Origin of the sequence: Shewanella sp. SM101, assembly GCF_025654465.1 — a bacterium.
Lineage (GTDB): Bacteria > Pseudomonadota > Gammaproteobacteria > Enterobacterales > Shewanellaceae > Shewanella > Shewanella oncorhynchi.
In genome coordinates this window covers 1-1,014 of the sequence record NZ_JAKKRH010000129.1, presented here as the reverse complement: position 1 = coordinate 1,014, position 1,014 = coordinate 1, and the positions used below count along the sequence as shown (strand labels likewise).

At 44.4% G+C, this 1,014-nt stretch carries 2 pseudogenes; one reads left to right on the top strand and one right to left on the bottom strand.

Annotated features, from left to right (window positions below):
* A pseudogene (locus L5M38_RS24195) lies at nucleotides 1–230 on the top strand (IS4 family transposase); the annotation flags it as partial.
* Here the strand turns inward: L5M38_RS24195 and L5M38_RS24190 are convergent.
* Nucleotides 185–1,014: pseudogene (locus L5M38_RS24190) on the bottom strand (IS3 family transposase); the annotation flags it as partial. The pseudogenes L5M38_RS24195 and L5M38_RS24190 overlap by 46 nt on opposite strands.

Genomic DNA, 1,014 nt, shown 5'->3' with positions numbered 1-1,014 from the left:
AATGGCGAGTACTGATGGCGCTCTACAAGCCAAGGGCGCACAAAGGCAAAGAGGCACCAAATATGAAGTGGGCCTATCAGTCTCTGGCGAAATTAGGCGGCTTTAATGATAGCAAGCGCACGGGAATGGCTAGCTGGACCACGATTTGGGAAGGATGGGATGATCTTCAGGCTCAAGTAAAGGGCTATCGATTAGCCAAAGCCCTTTTTGAAGCCGGAAAAACGCTATGAGATCTGATCAAGAGACAGGTTTTAGAGTCATTCCAATATAAACGTTCTGACTCATTTGGCGTTAACCCACCATTATATTGATGGGGTCTTGTCTCACTGTAATATCCAGTGATGTAATTTGTGGTCTCTTTATCTGCTTCTGTAAAATTCCCAATTCCCATAACCACTTGCGGGTATCCACTCAGATTTCAAACTTCTAAAGAAACGCTCCATTGGTGCGTTATCCCAACAATTCCCGCGACGACTCATACTTTGCTCAATCTGAAGGCGCCATATTAATTGTCTGAATTTCAAGCTTGTGTAATGCGAACCTTGATCGCTGTGATATATCACATTCTCAGGCTTACCCCTTAACTCAAATGCCATTTTCAAAGCTTTACAGGTCAGCGCACTATCTGGTGATAATGACAAGGCCCATCCAATAGGCTTGCGGGAAAATAAGTCAAGAACAACGGCTAGATAGGCCCAACGATTACCGACCCAAACATATGTCACGTCGCCACACCACACTTGATCTGGTTGAGTTACTGCAAACTGTCGATTAAGCGTATTGGGGATTGCAACATGCTCTTGTGTCGCTTTCCGATAAGAATGCTTAGGCTGCTGACAGCTTAATAACCCAAGCTTTTTCATTAGATTACGGGCTCGATAACGACTGAGACCAATCCCTTTATTAGTCACTAATTGCGCTATCGTTCGCGCACCGGCAGAGCCATGACTAATATGATGTGCGGCCTTCACTTCACTGCATAAAATAGTAAAGTCTGCATCAATATGTTCTTTT